Genomic DNA, 18,739 nt, shown 5'->3' with positions numbered 1-18,739 from the left:
GCAGTCACTTGTCAGCTCCACGCATATTTGCGGTGAAAGTCATCGACTTCGGTCAGAACCAGATAACCTTTGCCCTTGAAAAAGTGATCATAGACGCGGCTGAATCCGGAGAAATCCACCTTCTTGTCCCGGATTCCGAAAAGCCACTCCACATTCTGGTCCAGGATGTCGTCATATTCCTCAAAGCTGAGCTCATAACGGCTGTCCAGCCCCGCCTGAATATTCATCGTACTTAGCTTCTTTACGGATTCCGGCGTAATCACCCCGCTGTAAAATTCGGAAGAGCAGCCTGAGCCGTAAGAGAATAATCCGACCCTGTGGTAATCCGAGATATCCGCCTGATCAATCAGACTGCACAGACTGAGGTATAAAGCTGCGGAATAGACATTGCCCACCTGCATGCCGTAGGTCAGGGACGGGGCGACTCTTTTGTCAAAGTCCTGCTGGACTACTGCGCCTCTCAGTTTCAGCTCCTCATGGATCAGCTTGCGGTGCGCGCCTTTGACCATGCCGCCGAAGGGTGTATGGAAGGCCAGGAAATCAAAGGTCTCCTGAAAATGGACACCGTCCACCTTCTCCTTATAATTCTTATAGGCATTCTCCAGGCAGTCCAGATAAGACAGCAGTGACAAATCCGGGTTCCCGGTCTCGATCTCCGGCAGCGGCCGGCAGGTATCCATCACCTCATAGCTGTAATGTCCGGTTGCGCCGAAGTCCAGCTCCAGAATCTCCGGATTGGCACTGATAAGCATGGCTACGGCTCCAACAGCCTGAGTCGGCTCACCGTAGGTGCTCTTGGCTGCTGCTCTCGCTACATCCGTGGCGATGACCAGCGCCTTGGCTCCGGGGGAAGCACCCGAGGCGATGAAGCAGGCAGCCATGTGCAGCCCGGCCGTTCCGCCGTAACAGGCCTGCTTCAGCTCGAACAACCGGCAATGGCGGCTCAGCCCCAGATAGTCATGGATATAGGTACTGAGCGATTTGCCGAAATCCACACCGGACTCGCTGGCAGTAATCACCAGCTCGATCCGGTTCTTGTCCTCTTCGCTTAAGGCATCGATGATCGGCTTCGCCGCATTGACTCCGCCTGTTACAGCATCTTCGCAGGCTATACCCACAGATTTCCGGTCCATCATCAGATTATCGAACCGGCTGAGGTCAAGGCCTCTGCCTTCAAAGATACTGCGGGCGGAGATCACCGCCGGTCCCCCGTAAAAGTTGATACTCTCAATTCCTACTCGCATTCAGCTTGCTCCTTTTCTGATGATAATGCTGGTATTGATTCCTCCGAAGCCGTAGGAATTGCTAAGCCCATAAGTAAATCCCGCCGGTTCCGCCAGGCTGGAAGCGAAATAGTGCTCCCGGCTGATCGGGTCCTCCAGAGAGGGCAGCGGGTGAAGGAAATCCCCCTGCAGCTGGAGGATCGTCGCCACGGCTTCCACCACTCCGGCTGCATACAGGCAATGTCCGGTCAGCGCTTTGGTCGAATTCAACCGGATGTGACTTAGCTGGCCGCCAAACACCCGTGAGATTGATTTCAGCTCCGTCACATCCCCCAGCGGTGTAGAAGTGCCATGCGCATTGATGTAATCAATGACAGAGGGGGCGATTCCGGCAGTGCGGAGCGCCTGCTCCATCGTCCGCACCTGTCCGTCTTCGCTCGGATCAGACAGGCTGTGTCCGTCCAGAGCAGCCGCCCCGCCGGCTATAGTCGCCAGTACCTCCACTTGCCGGGCTTGGGCACTGTCCGCCCCCTCCAGGATCAGGCAGGCGGAAGCCTGCCCGAAGATGAAGCCTTCATGCCTGCTGTCGAACGGCCGGCACGCTGAGGCGGGTGCATCATGGAAGCTGCGGCCTCCGTACGCCCCAATATTGAGGAAGCCCTGCAGCTCCAGCGGGGACAGATCGGCCAAAGGTCCGATAACCATACAGACATCGACAATCCCGAGCTGGATTAATTGCGCTGCCCTCAGCACCGCCGCATTTCCGCTGGCTGAGGCGCCGCCAACCGTCGCTCCCTCTCCCTGAATGCCGAACATTTCACTAAGTACCCCAAGCTGATGGGTATCCATGTAATTCAGCGCATATCTGGGATGCAGCAGCTCCAGCTGATGTCCGTATTCCACCATTGCTGCATAGCTGACCGCCGGAGAAATATTGCTTCCGGCAATGATCAGGCCGATCCGCTCTGCCTCCGGCCTGCTTACATTCAGCTTCGCCTGCTGCCATGCCTCGGCTCCGGCCAGTGCGGAGGCCTTAACCGATTTGCCGGAGATTCTGAACAACCGGCCGGCATTCCGCGATAAATCCCCTTCATAGCGTCGGAAGGATTCCTGCAGCCCTTCTTCGCGCAGCTCAGCGCCGATCAGCGGCTGTCCGTCCGGATAGGTTAATCCCTGAAGATAGCCAATTCCGCTACGGCCTTCTTTCAGGGATCGCCCGAAGGCTTCTATACCGCTTGCCGCCGCGCTGAGGACCCCCATCCCGGTGACGGTCACCGGGCGGAAATCCTCAAACCGCCAGCCTGTTGCACCGTTATAGATTTTCATGCAGGAAATCTACGACCTCCCCGATATTCTTCAGGCTCCCGAACTGCAGCAGCGGGATTTTAATGTTCAGCTCATCCATGGTGTCGGAAATAATATCAAAGCGGTCAATGGAGTTCGCGCCGAGCTCCTTCATGCTTGCTTCCCTGTGAATCTGCTCTGCTGTCAAATCCGGCAGGATATCGATCATTTTACTCTTCATAATCTCCAGTACCTGGTCTTTGTTCATACAAGAACCTCTCCTTTTATGATCTGGGCAGCCCCGTTCATCATCTTGACAGCAATCTCGCCAGCCCGGCGGTGTCTCCAGGCTTCCAGCGGTGTACCCTTCACCCACTGGTTGAAGGCTCCCATGGCCGGACCGCACATAATGCTGTAATTGACCTTATTGCCGGATTCACCGGCGATGGCGGAGGCCTTGCCTTTGGCGATATACCATTTGAAGACAGCCGCAAGCTGCTGCTTCGAATCTCCCTGGACAGCAGCCCGCTCCTCCGCAGACATTCCGCGCTTGCATGCCTCCAGAACTTCCGTCATCGGCTGGCCGAAATATTTGTCTTCGAGTTGAGACTTCGTCTTGCTGTCCAGCTGCGCGATGGAGCCGGTATTGCGGTACAGCTCATACAATTTGTTGGCTCTTGCCGAGAAGAACAGCCCCTTCTTGAGGACCTGGGCCTTGCCGCCCAGCTCGAACAGCTCCAGGGAAGGAACATAGGCCATGTCGTAGACGTTCACCTGCTCCAGAAGCTCCTTCACCTCCGGGCTTGCCCCGCTCTCCACCGTGCATTGATTAATCGATCCGGTCAAAATAAAGTCCGCGCCCATCAGGAATACACCAGCTGCAGCTTCCGGGGTTCCAATCCCTCCGGCGGCACCGATGTGCATCTCCTGCACCGGAGCGAAGGTACGGGACAATTCCTTCTTCAGACGCAAAAGCGTCGGCAACAGGCTGATAAGGTTGGCCTGATCGGTCGGACCTGCCGAATCTCCTGCTGCGCAAAGATCATCCGCCACCGGAACAAGCCGGGCCAGCTCTGCCTGCTCTGCCGTAATCTGACGGTCGGCCAGCAGCTTGTCCACGATACGGGCCGGAGCCGGCAGCATGAACAGTGTAGCGATATCCGGCCGGGATACCTTGGCAATGATCCGGTTGGCGCGGTGCACAGTTCCATCCTCCGCTCTCGTAAGTCCCAGCAAACGGTACTTTACAAGCGCCGGCGTCAGGGTGAGGTACGAGGAGGCTTCAACCAATTGAATCTTCTCTCTCAACAGAAGCTCTATCAACTCCTCTTCCCGGTTCGGATAGATCGGATGATAGGTTACGGCAACCCCAATAGATTTGCTGTTGCCCAGCTCCCGGCGGATATGGCGGATGGCATCTGCAAGCTCTGCCGGCTTCATCCCGCCTGCGCCCAGAAAAGCGAGACAGCCTGTCTTGCCAGCCTGTACAACCAGTTCTGAGGAGGAGATTCCGTCATTCATCCCTCCCAGCAAATACGCATAATCCAGTCCGTAGCGCTGCTTGAATGCCGCGCTTCCGAGCCGGGTTCCGGTGAAGGCAGTCTGTACCAGCGCCTCTTCCTGCGTCTGGACAGGCTCCGGCTCCACTGTGAAATCTGCGGCCGGAGCTTCCGCAGCTGCGAACGGTTCAAATCCTGTAGAGACCTCAGAGACCTCAACCGCATTTACTGCATTTATCGCATCTACTTCATTTGTGGCATTTGCAGCGTGAACGATTACAGTATTCTCGGAAGCATCCTCCTGTTCCGCGGCTTCAGCCGTGTTCTGTACCTCAACTGCTGCAACAGCTTCAGCTGTGACAGGGGCTTCAAATGCTACAGCAGGCTCAGCCGCTTCCGGTGCTGTGTCGGCTTCGGCAGTTGATGCCGATTCGGCAAATAACAGCCGGGCCTCGGCGGCATCATCCACGATCAGCGGCTCCGCTTCCCGTTTGATTTTGCTGACCAAGCCTGCGATGACGTGACCCGGGCCGATCTGGGTCAGCTCCATTTCGGGATGCCTGCCCATGAGGTAACGGACCGATTCGGACCATTTCACGCTGCTGACCATCTGCTCTGTCATATAATGTACGGCATCGCCTACGGAATAAGGCCGCGCCGTCAAGTTGGCGATAACCGGAATAGAGGGCGGAGCGAACTCGAACTGGCTGAGGAACTCCTGAAATTGGAGCGCCGAGCTGCGCATATACCGGGAGTGGAAGGCGCCGCTGACATTCAGCACGACATAAGCGGAAGCTCCATTCTGTTCAAAAATCTCTTTGGCGGCCTGCACATCCTCCATCAGCCCCGAAAGGGCAATCTGCGTAGGCGTATTCAGGTTGGCCACATCCAGTTTATCGAGGCGGTGGTCGGCGAGAATCCGGTGAATGGCTTCCTCGGTCAGCCCGATGACGGCGGCCATACCGCCGCCGGTCGCCGTGTTCATCAGCGCGCCTCTCTTTTGCACAATCTTAAGACCGGTCTCGAAATCGAACACGCCTGCCGCATACAGCGCACTGTACTCGCCTAAGCTGTGTCCGGCTACGAAATCGGGGGCCTCCCCGGAATCCCGCAGCTCCTTAAGATAGGACAGGACATTAACGACATAGAGCGCGGGCTGTGTATAAGCGGTAGTATCCAGCAGCCTGCTGCTGTTCTTCAGACACAGCTCTTCAATGGAGTAGCCCAACACCCGGTCGGCAATCGCGGTATATTCGGGGAACTCCTTGAACAGCGTGCCTCCCATACCCATGAACTGCGCGCCTTGCCCCGGGAATAAATATGACTTCATCTTCATCTTCGGCTCCCACGCCTCCTTCTTAAGGTTCATTTGCCCATACTCGGCCACGATCTCATTCAGCTTCTTCAGCTCGCTGCCCATTGGCGTAATCACAGACCGTACCTGCCGGACCTGAGGCTGCTCCAGAATGTATTTGCTGAAATTCTCCAGTGTACCTGACGGACCCAGGTCGAGAAACAGCCGCTCCCCGCCGGAGGACAGACTCTCCAGTGCACCGCGGAAATTCATCGGCTTCCTTAGCACATCCCACAAAAAGGACTCTCCCACAGCCTGCACGCTTCCCCCGGCCATAGCCGATACCAGACTGATTCCCCGGGCTGGAGTCTTGTAGTCAATCTTCTGCAAATATGTACGGTAAGGCTCCTCCAGTTCATCGATGGATGCGGAATGAAAGGCATAGTTCACAGGCAGCTTCAGACTGGCGATGTTACGTTCTTTGATAAACTGCTGAATTTCTTTGACATGCTCGCGTTTGCAGGCGATTGTAAAATGCTTCTCAAAGTTCACGGCAATCAGCTCCGAGCGGGTATTCAGCTCCGCATTCCCGTGATACAGCTGTTCATTGTCCAGAATGGCAATCATCGCACCGGTTTTGCAGGTCTTTTTGAGCAGCTCGACTTGCTTCACGATAAGCTCCAGCGCCTGTTCAGCCGTCAGCACCCCAGCCACCGCCAGCGCCACATATTCCCCCAAGCTTACCCCCAGCGTATAGCGGGGAGTCATTCCCTCAGCCTTCAAAGTCTCCGCCAGCGCATATTGAACCATGAAGATCGCGGGATGGGTATACAGGATATCCTCGAATCTGGAACCCTTGCGCTTGGTGTTGAGATATAGCTCTTCTATTACGCTTTTGCCGGTCAGATCATGAAAAATACGGTCCAGCTGTTCCATGGATTGTCGAAACACAGGCTGATTCTCGTACAATTCAAGACCCATTTTGTTGTATTGCGAGCCTTGCCCGGAGAACATAAACACCATTTCGCTGTGCATTACGGTACCTCCTGAATTTGAGCAGCTTATTTGAAATCAAAAACTCTGGCATTGTTCTTTCTGTTCCTGTATTTCACAAAATGATTGATGTCATCGATTTGGAAATACAGATTTCTTTTATAGAGATAGCTCATCTCTTTGCCCGGCGGATCGCCGAAGGAATGGCCCGGGAAAACCCGCACATGTGCCGGAATCAGCCGGATCAGCCGGTGGATGCTGTAATACATATCCTCTGCCGAGCCCCCCTCGCTGTCGCATAAGCCGCAGCCTTCGATAAATACCGTATCCCCGGAGAAAAGGTTGTCTTCGCCCCAGTAGCAGACACTTCCCTGCGTATGCCCTGGAGTCACCAGACAAGTAATTTGGGTGTCCCCGATACGTATCCGGTCCATGTCTTCAACGGTTCTGAGCCGGGTGCAGCGGTATCTGTAGTAGTCCGCCTCTGTTCTGGAAATATAGACCGACGGATGATAGAGCATTTCCAGTTTTTTGACCATATTGGTGTGATCGAAATGAGAATGCGTCAGCAGTACAGCCTCCAGGGATGCGCCCTGCTTCTCCAAAATCTGGATCATTTGCGATACATCCCAGGATGGATCAACAACAAAAGCTTTACGGGAGGTCTTGTCAATTCCGAGATAAGCGTAGTTAGAAAAAGTCATACACTGCGTTTTGATGGTAAACAGATCATACGTTGCTTCCATGTCCGCCTCCTCGAAAATCTGGTTTGTCATATTTCCACAATTTTCTTTATGAATCTACTAAATTATCATCTACGATTTCCTTCAATGTCAATGAATGTTTATGCTGTATAATGTTAAAATTAGTATCATATTTTTGAATTTTTACCTTTTGTGGGCTGCAACAAGAACACAGTCGGCCATAAAGCGCCGTTCATCGTCGCCAGGGAAGACCTGAATGTCCTGATAACCGGCGTCCACGAATACTTTTTCCCAGGCATACGGGTCAATAATCGGAGATTTATCGCGCAGGCTCCGGTCCTCGAACATCCACCAGCCTTCGGCCAGCCCCCAGACCATATCCACCCAGCGCAGGCGTTTGCAGGCTTCAATCAGCAGCATCAGACCATCCGGCACAAGCAGCTGCCGCAAATTGGCCAGCGTTCCGCCGATATCCTTAGTGGCATGGACCACATTCAGCCCGAGCACAACATCAAAGCTGTGCAGTGCCAGGCCCTGCTCTGCCGGATTTTTGCTGATATCAAAAGTCTTAAAGCGCAGGGAAGTGAATTCGGGCTCATCCTTCGCCTTGTTAATAAAATATTCGCCGATATCGGTGAAATAGTAGTTCACATTCGGGAGTTCTGCCAGATCCAGCAGCTGCCGGGTCAAGAGTCCGGTTCCGCCGCCGACCTCAAGAATATTGAGCGGTCTACCGCCTCCGTCCCTGGCGATCAGCATGGAGAGAATATCATGCACCACCCGGGCATAGACCCGTTCCCTGCCATGCTCCACGGTATCCCGGTTGCTCCGCTCCAGGGCGTCCGAGCTGCCCTTAGGGAACAGCACGCTGACCGGAGGGACCCGTCCGCTGAGCGCATCCTTATAATTGCCGGTGCAATAATCCAGGAACTGGAGCATCCCCTGGAACTCAGGGAAATCCTGCAGACAGGCCTCATACAGCTCCTGCGGCTGCGGAATCTCCGCTTCGGCCTTGATGAATTTGACGCGGCTGTTCAGCAGCTTCACCACGCCGTCTTCCGCCAGCATGTCGATCATGCAGTCCAGCAGCTTGGTATATCCGGGGAGGATCTTCAGCCTCTTCACCCACTCAGTCCGGTCATGAATCGTACCGGGAGTGGTGTCGAGACCGCACTGCCTGATATAACGGTAGGCATAGCTCATGCACAGCTCATTCAGACGCTCTTCCAGTCCCCCGTAGCCTTCGATTCCCCGTATGTCCAGCTCTGATCTGCGCAATTGCTCAGCATCCAGAATTTGCGCGTAGCTGTCCCGCAGGCTGAAGGGTTCAGCCTCCGGCCGGAAGATGAACTCTTCCACCGCCCGGTGAAGCTGCTCATGATGCGTCATGAACAGGAAATGGGCGGCGTCCTCCATTTCAACGCAGCGGGCCCCCGGAATTGCAACTGCCATTTCTCTGGATTGCCGGGTATTGATGATGGTGTCTTTTTTGCCGTATACGATCAGTACCGGCACCTGAATGCGGCCGATCAGCTGGATGGTCGAGTAGCTTTTGTGATTGCCGGGCAGATAATATTCCATATACTTCGTGAAAATCTGCTTGTTGATGCTCTTTCCGTATTCCATTAGCTCCAGGGAATCCAGCCCCCGCTCGACTGCTTCAAGATCCTTCTTCATCGCTGCGTCGGCATTCATTTGCGGGTTCTCATTGACGATTTCATAGATGGAGCTGACCAGGATCAGGCTGGAAACCCGCTCCGGATACTCCACGCTGAACGTTTGCCCGACGAGTCCCCCCCAGGAAATGCCTACAAAATCCACCAGCCCGCTCACTCCCAGATTGTCCAGCACCTCCGCAATCACCTTGACCCTGTGCTCCAGCGAGTAATTGTCGATATCCTCACTGAGTCCGCAGCCCGGATTATGGATACTGATGACCCGGTAGCGGCTTGAGAAATAATCGAGCTGATGCAGAATCATCGGCGAAGCCATACCCACACCTCCGACAATGACCAGCGGCTTGCCCTGACCGGAGATTACTACCTCCATCTTCTGACCGGCCGAGGTATTCACCAGCAGCTGGATGTATTTGTGCGCGACTCTATCCAGCTCAGCTGTGGACAGCGGAGGATAACCCGTCCTTGGAGCATTGATGGAGGAGTCGGCAAGCTTGCTCCAAAAGTCGAGGAAAAAGGTATCCGAACTGTTGACCAGCCATAGGGAATCCTGCCGGGCAGGGGTGAACTTCCCAGTCTCAGCGGGGCCTTGAGAAAGCAGGTGACCCGTAGGCTGTACAGCAGGCTCCCCGCTGAAGCTGACCTCTGCACCGGAGGATTGGGTCAGCAGGAATCCGGTTAAGGTATTGATCGTGCTGTATTCAAAGAAGACATCCAGGGGAAAGCTGAATCCCAGCTTCTCCGTCAGATAGCTGTGAAAGGCCGTGAAGCTGATGGAATCAAACCCAAAGCTTTTCCAGTCGGCATCCGGGTGGATTTTGCCCGCCGGTACCTTAAGCAGCGTGGCTACTCCCTCCACCAGGAGCTTGTTCAATTGCGAGCCCAAATCCTGCCGGTCCGCAGGAGCCGCGATTAGCGGCTCCTCCTGGATCGGCGGCTGCGGCTGATGCTGTGGCTGGCCTGCAGGACGCTGACTGTTCTCCCTGATGATCTTCAATGCTTCCTCCGGAGACATTTGCTGGTTCTCCACCAGCTTTAACAACTGCATTCTCGAATAGGTGCTCATTCCAAGAGATCCCCCACTAACAGATTTAAGTTCTCGGCGCTTATTTCCCCTTTGTGTACCTTGTTCAGCCACAGCAGCAGCTGATCGTCATCCAGAACAACCGGCTCTTCTTCCGCATGTGCTTCTGCTTCCGGAGTATGAACCGGGCTTAGGGCAGATTCTGGCGCGCTTATGCGGTCCGGTCCGGGCAGCCAGTATCTTTCCTCATCAAAGGCATACTCGGGAAGCGGCGTCTTGCGCAGTGGCTGCGGGTACCAGGCCGTCCAGTCAATGGCAACGCCCTGCACCCATAGCTGGGCAATCTTGTCCAGCTTCTCTCCCAGCAGCAGCTCATTCATGAACAAGCGGCTCTCCTCGCCGTCGAACAGCTTGCTGAGCGCCGAGCGCTGGCTGCTCTGTCCTTCATGTATGCCCGCCTGATCCTGCTGCCCGGACAGGTACATTCCCAGCTTCCCGTGAAGCATGCTCAGGCTGTCGGCCACAATGGCCAGCCGTTCCGTCATTTCAGCGCGTCCGGTCTGCAGACTGTAAGCCAGCTGCTCCAGGGTGAGGCTGTCCGGCAGAGCAGTTCCTTCCAGGTGCACTCTACTGCGTCCCGCCGCGTAGTAACTGCTGATCCCCTCGGGATCGTGCTGCAACAGGAACATCACCAGACTGTTGAGCGAAGAGAAGCCGTACACGGCGTCCTTGAATTCGAGAGTGAATTTGTCCTTCAGCAATTCCAGCAGCTGCACGTTCTTGACCGCGTCCAGTCCATATTCCTCGAGCTCCGCCGCAGGATCAATGTCCTCACCGTCAAGAACCATCACCTGCCTGAACAAGGCAATGACATCGCGCCGCAGGCTTGTTTCCAGACTGTGGGCGTTGTCCTCCGCAGGAAGGGCCGCCTCTCCCGCAAGGCTGCGGGCGACAAAGTCCTGGAGTCTGCGGCTGTTCTCCTTTAGACTGCTTTGGCTTTTGGCAGACAGGATAATGATGTGCCGGGAGCGGCTGTTTGCAGGCAGCTCAACCGGCGGATTGCGGTATTCTTCCAGAATGATATGCGCATTGCTTCCGCCTACACCGAAAGCGCTGATGCCCGCCCGGCGCGGAATCTCACTGCCCCGGCTTCCGGCAAGCGGCTTCCATGGGACAGTTTGCCCTGCAATGCTAAGACCGCTGCCTTCCAGCTTGATATAGGGATTCAGCTCCTTGAAGTGAATATTGCCCGGAATCTTCCCGTGCTTCATGGACAGCAGCACTTTGCTTACACCCGCTATGCCTGCCGCCGATTCCAGGTGGCCGATTGCTGTTTTGACCGAGCCGATTACGCATTGCGGCAGCTCTGATTCCGGCTTCCCCCACTCTTGATACAGAGCCTTGAATGCCTTTTTCAGTCCCTCTACTTCAATCGGATCGCCCAGGCTGGTACCTGTTCCGTGCGTCTCAATATAAGTGACCGTGGAAGGGTCTATGCCTGCCCGCTCATGTGCGCGGATAATGACTTCCGCCTGGGATTTGGCATTCGGGGAAGTAATCGAATTCGATTTCCCGCCGTGGTTGACCGCTGTTCCCCGGATCACGCCATGAATATAATCCTTGTCCCTAAGCGCGGCAGACAGCGGCTTAAGCAGCAGCGCCCCTGCCCCTTCGCCTCTCACATACCCGTCGGCGTCCTTGTCGAAGGTCTTGCATTTCCCGTCCTTGCTCAGCATCCCCAGGCTGCTGCCAGCGATGAACAGGTTCGGGCTGGCGATCAGATTGATTCCGCCTGCGACTGCATATGGACAGCCTTCATGCCAGATCGATTCCACCGCCCGGTGGATGGCTACCAGCGAGCTGGAGCAGGCCGTGTCAATCGGCTCGCTCGGTCCGCTCCAGTTGAAGAAATAAGAAATCCGGTTCGTCAGCATCGTGCGGGTCAGCGTGGTGGCAATCTCATCCTTCAGCAGCAGCTCCTGATAATCCCCGTTCGATACCCCGATGAATACCGAGGTCCGGGTTCCCGACAGTTCCTCCGGCTTGTAGCCCGCATTCTCAAGCGTATGCCATACGGTCTGGAGCATATGTCTTTCCTGCGGGTCCATCTTCTCCGCTTCCACCGGCGAAATGCCGAAGAAGAGCGGATCAAAGGTGTCGATGCGCTTAAGGAAGGCACCGTATTTCACATCGGTTCTGCCCGTCTCCCGGCGCGGGTCGCCGTAGCGGTTCTGCCAGCTCCAGCGGTCTTCAGGAATGGTGGTGACCATGTCCTTCTGTGCTTCCAGATTGGACCAGAACTGCTCCAGATTGTCCGCTCCGGGCATCATCCCGCTCATGCCCACGATAGCGATAGGCTCCCTGGTGTCCGGCAGGGCACCGGTGTTCCGCCCAGATCGATCCGCCAGGTTCGGGAACAAGGAGGTATCCGGTTTGCGGTGCAGTAGCCTGAATGCAGTCTCCGGCTGAAGGTAAGGTTGCCGTGCTTCCGCTTGCAGGGCCTGAACCGGGAGGCGTTCGCCGCCTCGTTCCGGCGGTGCAAAATGAAGGTCAATCACCGTCCGGTATTCACCGTATATCGCTTCCGCAATGGCCGCCGGAGTAGACTGCTCGAAGAACAGCGTTGGTGTAATCTCCACTCCTAAGACCCGGTTGATAGCATTCGACAGCTCAGTGAACGAGATCGAATCAAAACCAAGCTCACTGAGATCAGTATCCCGGCTGACCTCGCTCCGGCTGCTCTTGAGAATATCCGCCATGATGCCGATGAGCGCTTCCTCCAGCTGATGGCTTCGTCCGTTATCCCCAGGCGCAGCGGCCGCAGCGGCGAAACTGCCTTCCGGCTGCCGGCTTTGCCGGCTGGCCTGGCGAAATTGGCCGGTGAAGGTACGGATGAGCTTCTCCCTGTCTCCCGCTACCGCCATCACCTGGTCCTCCCGGAAGGACAGGCTGTCTTCCAGGGCCCGCAGTCCCTGTTCATCAGACAGCGGGTTCATCCCAAACTTTGACCAGAGCAATTCCCTGGTAGCGCCGTCCACCTGCATGCCGCCATTCTCCCACAGGGACCAGTTCACTGCGGTATCGCTTCTGCCCCGCTTCTCATTCATCAGCGCTACATAATGATCCAAAAAGCTGTTGGCATAGGCATAATCGCTCTGGCCGATATTTCCGACTAACGCGGTTGAGGAGGAGAAGGGCACGAACAGCAGCTCCGGATTTTCCCGTGACAACGCCCGGTACAGATATACGGTTCCGTATACCTTGGGACTGAGCACATCGGCAATATCCGCCATGTTCTTCTTAACCAGCAGCGAATCCTTGATTACTCCGGCGCAATGAATAACTCCATCCAGCTGGTTAAACAAATTCTTAATCTCCGCTACCGTAAGCTCCACCGCTTTCGCATCGGCCAAATCCATCGAAAGATAGACCACCTCTGCACCCAGCGACTTCAGCCGCTCAAGCTTGGCCGGGTCACCTTCCGGGCTTCTGCCGCACAGCACCAGGCGCGCCTGGTAATTCTCTGCGAGATGCTCGGCAACCCTATAGCCCAGTCCGCCGAGTCCGCCGACAATCATATAGACACCTCGGGCCTTCAGCCTGCGCGTACGGTCCCGGGGCGGCTGTGCAGGGATTAACTGGCGGGTATATCTGCAGCCCGCTTCATATTTCACCTCATGCTCAGGCTGGCTGCCTGAAAACTCCTGTTCCAGCACATGATTCAACCTGCTGTGATCCTTAATATGGATCAGGCTGCCCTGCAATTTGGGACTCTCCAGCACGGCTGAGCGGAAGAAGCCGGACAATGCACTATAGGCGGCCACCGTTTTCTCATCGCGGTATATGCAGAACAGGCGGACCGGGCTTCGGAACCCGAAGGAAGCCAGCCATTTGGACAGATGGAACACGGGATAGACGTCCTGAGCCACACACTCTCTGACCGTCCGGGCACCTGTGCCGCTAAGCAGATAAACAATCTGCAGCTTCGTATCCTCAGCAATGCCGCAGGCTTCGGCCAGTCTCGTATAACTCTCCGGATCGGCTGGATCAATCTGAAACTGATTAACGGCTAGTGACTTGTACACTGAGCCAAAGCTTACCCGAATGGCAGTGTCCGCAAGTGCATTTGTCAGACTCGCCTCCTTCTCCGCCGAAGCGCCGCCCATGAGCAGCAATTTGGCTCCCGGAGCAGACGGCAGCGCAAGTGGATCTATGGGACTCTCCACCCAGCCCGGGGTCAAATAGACCAGCTCACTTCCGGCGGACTTTGGCTGATGCACTGCTGCGGAGGTTCCCGCCAGCGGGTTCACCTGAAACGGACGGATGGCAAGCTCTTTCATTCTTGAAACCACTTGTCCTGCTTCTGCCACAAAAGCGATATCGAATTTCAGTCCCTGACCCGGCGAACGCTGAACATAGGCGTAGGCGGGCTGAACAGAAGCATCCAGAATTTCGAGCTGTCCCAGCACGAACGGCACAAACAGCACCTGCCGGTCAATCAGCCCGGTCCGGTAGGCAAAAGCCACCGCAGACTGCAAGCCTCCGTCGGTCAGGGTCGGGTGCAGCTGATAATGATCCAATGTGGTCATAAGACGGTCCGGAACAGTCAGCCTGGAGACGGCTTCGGACGGATTGCAGTACAAAGCCTGAATCCCCGAGAACCGGCTGCCCAGCTCAGCGCCCAGGCTGCCCAGCAGCTCATAATAGGCACGCGCTTCCTGCTCCCCGCCGCTGCTTCTGCCGATTATGGCGTTGATATCCAGGCTCTCCTGCCGGAAGTCCCCGGAAGAACCCAGCTCCAGCTTGCCCTGGGCATGCTCCACCCGCTGCCCGCCTTGCTCGGAGTAAATCCTGAAGTCAATCCCTTGGGGTCCGGGCTGCACAGCGGTTCTGACCAGTAACGCTTCCTTGTCCACAAGCACCGGACTCGACCAGACCACATTGCGGATTCCGGTTACAACATGCTTAGGATCGGCCAAGGCTCCGGCTGCCCGGACCATCTCCAGATAGACAACGCCTGGCAGAACATGCCCATGATCAGCCAGATAGAACTCGTCGCCCTGAAAGGTCTTCCCGAACTCCTGTTCATACAGCGTCGACAGGTTGCGGTCGATCAGGGCGTGCAAGGCTGGCTCCGAGACCACAGTCTTGGCGGAAGCGGGGTCTGCCTTCTTCAGCGGCATCCAATACCGGGTCTGTGCAAATGGATAGCTCGGTAAGGAAACTCTCGCCGGACGCTGATTCCCATACAACTCGGTCCAGGAAATACGGGCTCCGGCTGTCCATGCCTTGGCGAGGGTAACGTGATCCGCAGCCGCCAAGGCATGGGCAATAACCGCTTGTGAATAGTCCTCAGCTCCTGTCTCTGAACGGGATTTCTTAACGCTGCCCGTGTACAGGCCGGGTGCTTCGTATCCGCCGCAATAAGCGGCCAGCCTGTCCCGCAACTCCTCCGCAGTGGCTGCGACGATAGCCAGCCGTTCCTCCAGCTCTTCGCGTCCCACCTGGAGCGTGTAGGCGATCCCTCGCATATCTACAGCCTCGGCTAGAGCACCGCGGAAGAGTGCGGCGTATTCGCGCAGCCGGTCACGGTTCTTGGCCGACAGGAGGAATACCACAGGTTCATCCGCAGGTTGCGCAGGCGCCGCAGACGGTACATACTCCTCGATGACGGCATGGGCGTTCGTGCCGCCGAAGCCGAAGGAGCTGACACCCGCGCAGCGTGGTAAGGACTGGCCAGACGCGTTCACCTTGGCCTCCCAGGTCTTCGTGCGTTCCAGCACGTAGAACGGGGAGCCTTCCAGTTGAATGTAAGGATTCAGCTCCTTGAAATTCAGGTTACCCGGCAGCTTGCCCCTGGAGAGGGATAGCAGAACCTTAATCACTCCGGCAATACCGGAAGCCGGCTCCAGATGCCCGATGTTCGTCTTGAGCGCGCCGAGACCGATCTGCGGACCGGTGGCCGGAGCCTGTCCCCGGCTCTGGTACAGCTCGGAGAAGGCTTTTTTCAGCCCGTTGATTTCCACCGGGTCGCCCAGCTCCGTTCCCGTTCCATGCGTTTCGATATACGTTACCGCAGCCGGATCTACGCCCGCTTCGGTGAAGGCCTGCACCACCAGCTCAGCCTGCGCATCCGGATTGGGAGCGGTAAGGGAATGCCCCCGGCCGCCGTGATTCTCGGCTGTGCCTTTAATAACGCCGTAAATGTGATCGCCATCCGCTACAGCCTGATCCAGCGGCTTCAGCACTACGACGCCGACGCCTTCTCCTTTGACATAGCCGTTCGCACTGCGGTCAAAGGTTTTGCACTGCCCCTCCGGTGAGAATACGCCCATGACTCCAGCACCTACATAGGTATTGGGATCAAGCATCAGGCTCACCCCGCCTGCCAGCGCAAGTCTGCTCTCGCCGTGCTGAATGGATTTCACCGCCCGGTGCAAGGCTACGAGACTGCTGGAGCAGGCGGTATCAATTGATTCGCTGGGCCCTTTGAAATTGAACAGGTAAGAGACGCGGTTGCTGAGCAAGGCCGTTGCGTTGCCAATGCTGGACTGGGCCTGAATCTTCTCCATATTCGCGGACAATAACTGCTGGTAATCGGTAAACTGGACGCCGGAGAATACGCCCACTTGCTTCCCGGCAAGTGTAGACATTTTATATCCGCTGTCCTCCACCGCTTTCCAGACCGCCTGAATATATAATCTGTGCTGCGGGTCCATCAGCTCCGCTTCGCGGGGCGACAGCTGGAAGAACTTGGCGTCAAAGGTATCATGGCCGCCGATAAAGCCGCCCCAGCGGGAATTGGTGCGGTTCTCAGCCTGCGGGTCGGTGCTGTAATAGGCCTTCCAGTCCCAGCGGTCTGCAGGAATCTCCCGGATCTGATTCTCCTGGCGCTCGAGGAAATTCCACAGCTCCTCCGCCGTGTCTGCACCCGGCAGCTTGAAGCTCACGCCAATCACCGCCACATCCCGCCGCGCCGTAGCTTCGTGCACGGCCTTTGTGCGGCTTGTCTTGCTGCGGCCGGAGAATTTCTGTGCCAGCGGCAGCAGCGCAGGCGGCTGTTCTTCCCCTGCACCAGCTCTCATGCGGGGCAGACCGGCGGGAACCTCAAGCGGAACTGTCTGCGCAGCCGGAGCATTCTGTGGATTCTGAGGAATTGCCTCCTGTGCCGGCAGCGGTGCAATACGTATCTGCTGGTCAAGTGAATCAGTCACAGGAGTCGCCGCAGCATAATGCGCCTGAATCTCCCGGCTGAATTCCTCCAGCAGGAACGGGGTCAGCTCGCTCAGTGTGGTTTTGGCGAAAAAGACAGCCGGAGACAGTTCAATTTCATACAGCTCGCTTAACCCGTCAGCAAATTCCTTCAGTGAAATCGAATCAAAGCCGAAATCGCCCATGTTCTCCTCCGGGTTCAGCCTGCCGGGCTGTGTCTGCAAAATTTGCGCCGCCAGGTGCAGCACATCGCGCATTACCTGTTCTTCCATGGACTCGGTTGTATTCCCCGTATGCTCCTCCAACTTAGCTATTCCTCCTCTGGCCTGCTCGGCCTCCTTCGGCTTCAGCCTCAGCTGCGTTTCCAGCCTTGTTCGTTCCCCGTATACTACTGCAGCTTGCTGCTCCTGGCCCGCCAGGATGGCTTCAAAAGCGCTGATGCCCAGCGCCTCTGTTAAATACCCCATCCCGGAAGTCTGCAGATAGAGCTGTTCCCCCTGATTGTCCAGATGCATTCCGCCCGCTTCCCATAGCGGCCAATTCAGGCAGAGGCTTCTGCCCTGCCGTTCGCCCTTCTCGGCCTTTTGCTGCCTGCGGCGGCAAAACCGGTCCAAAAACCGGTTCGCCACGGCATAATCACACTGTCCGAAATCCCCAAGCAGGGATGAAGTCGAGGAGAAGGCAGCAAAGAAATCCAGCGGCTCCTGCTGCGTGGCTTCATCCAGAGCAGCAATACCCGCGATTTTCGGCTGAAGAATCTCAGTGAAGGCGGCCGTGCTTTTCTGAAAAATAAGCTGATGGCTCGCTTGTCCCGCCGCATGTACCACACCGTTAAGGACTCCGTAATGCTGCTTGGCCAGCCGGACTGCCGAATGCACTTCAGCGGTCTTCGCAATATCGCAGGTCAGATACAGCGCTTCTCCACCGGAGGCACGCAAGGCCGCCAGTTTATCCTCCACTAAGGCTGTAAGCGGACTTCTGCCCAACAGAACCAGCTTCGCCCGGTATTTCTCCGCGAGATGAGTACTCAGGATCATGCCCAGCGCACCGGCTCCGCCGGAAATCATGTACACGCCGCCCTGCTTCAGCAGAGCAGGCCCGTCTGTCCCCAGGTTAAGCTCGCTGAACTGCTGCTCCAATCGGCAGCCACCCGTATATCTCACTTCATGTGCAAAAGCAAAGCGGGTCAGCAGGCTTTCCTCCCGGATGAGTTCCGCCAGATTCGCTTCTCCATCCTGCAGCCCGATATGAGTGAAGCGAAGACGCGGATATACCCGCTGCAGCGAGCTGCCGTAGGCTCCCAAAGCTTCGATTGCAGGCTGCTCTCCGCCGCCGCTCCGGGAGATGGACAGCCAGCGGATATTAAGCCGCAGCTTCAGGGCATGAAAGGCCTGAACCCAATGAAAAATAGTGAAAATAGCACCGGTATCCGGCGGTGTCATTGAATCATCCGGCGGCGCGGTATTCTTCCAGAGCATCGCCATATAGGCGATTTGCAGGTTGTCCCTGGCAGCTTCAGCCAGCACAGCGGTATAATCCTGTTCCACCGCAGGATTGATCGTGTAAGTATGACCGTCCTGTTTGTGGAAGGTGCTTGCCGCCAGTACGGTAATTACAGTGAAATCCCGGCGGAGTTCCCTCACTGCCGCCTGTCCTTCCCTGTCCTCTGCCTCCATAAACAGGAGCATTGCCTTAGCCTCTTCCTTAGAGGGGATCGCCGGGGCTTGCGGAACGGGGGCGGATTCCGCCCACAGCTCCTGGAAATAGATTAATTCCTTACGGTCTTCCGGTTTGTCCATGCTCATTGTGCTGACCACCAACCTATGTTTG

At 56.4% G+C, this 18,739-nt stretch carries 7 protein-coding genes; all 7 read right to left on the bottom strand.

Translation table 11 applies throughout. The annotated features are described in order from the left end of the window. Window positions 1-11: 11 nt before the first annotated feature. The 7 genes from NSU14_RS13260 to NSU14_RS13230 all read right to left on the bottom strand — a co-directional run bounded on the left by NSU14_RS13260 (window position 12) and on the right by NSU14_RS13230 (window position 18,714). Window positions 12-1,244: a hydroxymethylglutaryl-CoA synthase family protein gene (locus NSU14_RS13260; protein WP_340945314.1), complete on the bottom strand. Its 1,233-nt coding sequence runs from the start codon at window positions 1,242-1,244 to the stop codon at window positions 12-14. Beyond that, window positions 1,245-2,549, bottom strand: coding sequence for a beta-ketoacyl synthase N-terminal-like domain-containing protein (locus tag NSU14_RS13255; RefSeq protein ID WP_340945310.1), 1,305 nt, complete (start codon window positions 2,547-2,549; stop codon window positions 1,245-1,247). Next, window positions 2,536-2,775, bottom strand: a complete 240-nt coding sequence (locus NSU14_RS13250; protein ID WP_340945308.1) for an acyl carrier protein — start codon at window positions 2,773-2,775, stop codon at window positions 2,536-2,538. The genes NSU14_RS13255 and NSU14_RS13250 overlap by 14 nt, the downstream gene beginning before the upstream one ends. Beyond that, the gene (gene fabD / locus NSU14_RS13245; RefSeq protein ID WP_042137630.1) at window positions 2,772-6,335 is read right to left on the bottom strand and encodes an ACP S-malonyltransferase; all 3,564 of its coding nucleotides are present in this window, start codon (window positions 6,333-6,335) and stop codon (window positions 2,772-2,774) included. The genes NSU14_RS13250 and fabD overlap by 4 nt, the downstream gene beginning before the upstream one ends. A gap of 26 nt (window positions 6,336-6,361) precedes the next feature. After that, the gene (locus NSU14_RS13240; RefSeq protein ID WP_081956551.1) at window positions 6,362-7,069 is read right to left on the bottom strand and encodes an MBL fold metallo-hydrolase; all 708 of its coding nucleotides are present in this window, start codon (window positions 7,067-7,069) and stop codon (window positions 6,362-6,364) included. Window positions 7,070-7,180: 111 nt separating this feature from the next. Then, window positions 7,181-9,739: an alpha/beta fold hydrolase gene (locus NSU14_RS13235; protein ID WP_076243102.1), complete on the bottom strand. Its 2,559-nt coding sequence runs from the start codon at window positions 9,737-9,739 to the stop codon at window positions 7,181-7,183. After that, window positions 9,736-18,714: an SDR family NAD(P)-dependent oxidoreductase gene (locus tag NSU14_RS13230; RefSeq protein WP_340945299.1), complete on the bottom strand. Its 8,979-nt coding sequence runs from the start codon at window positions 18,712-18,714 to the stop codon at window positions 9,736-9,738. Before NSU14_RS13230 ends, NSU14_RS13235 begins: the two co-directional genes overlap by 4 nt. Window positions 18,715-18,739: the final 25 nt, after the last annotated feature.

This window comes from Paenibacillus sp. FSL R10-2771, assembly GCF_038000205.1.
Classification (GTDB): domain Bacteria; phylum Bacillota; class Bacilli; order Paenibacillales; family Paenibacillaceae; genus Paenibacillus_AQ; species Paenibacillus_AQ phytohabitans.
This window is presented reverse-complemented; position numbering and strand designations above follow the sequence as displayed.